The organism is Pseudomonas sp. AC463, from assembly GCF_979253585.1.
Window position 1 is genome coordinate 1 of sequence record NZ_CEEDDZ010000949.1, and the last position, 250, is coordinate 250.

Annotated in this window: 1 protein-coding gene; it reads left to right on the top strand. The window is 70.8% G+C overall.

Annotated features, from left to right (window positions below):
- Positions 1–41: 41 nt before the first annotated feature.
- Positions 42–250, top strand: a 209-nt coding sequence (locus tag AC0IYH_RS33040) for a hypothetical protein (RefSeq protein ID WP_471838613.1), incomplete at its 3' end; no start/stop codon positions are given.

A 250-nucleotide genomic window follows, 5' to 3' on the forward strand; every position in this document is an offset into this window, starting at 1 on the left:
TCTCAGAGGCCCGCGCCGCGTTGCATGCGGGCGCGCCGTTGATGCAGGCGCTGGACAGCGCCACGCTCGACCTCAATGCGCTGGTGCCGTTCGCGCGGTGGCGGCCGAGCCATGCCACGTCGCGAATATTCGACACCCGCTTCTACCTCGCGCGGCTACCGGCGGACGCGCCGGTCGCGGAGGAGGACCATACGGAGAATGTGCGCCTGCTGTGGACCAGCGCCGCCGCGATCCTGGCAGAGGCGGATGC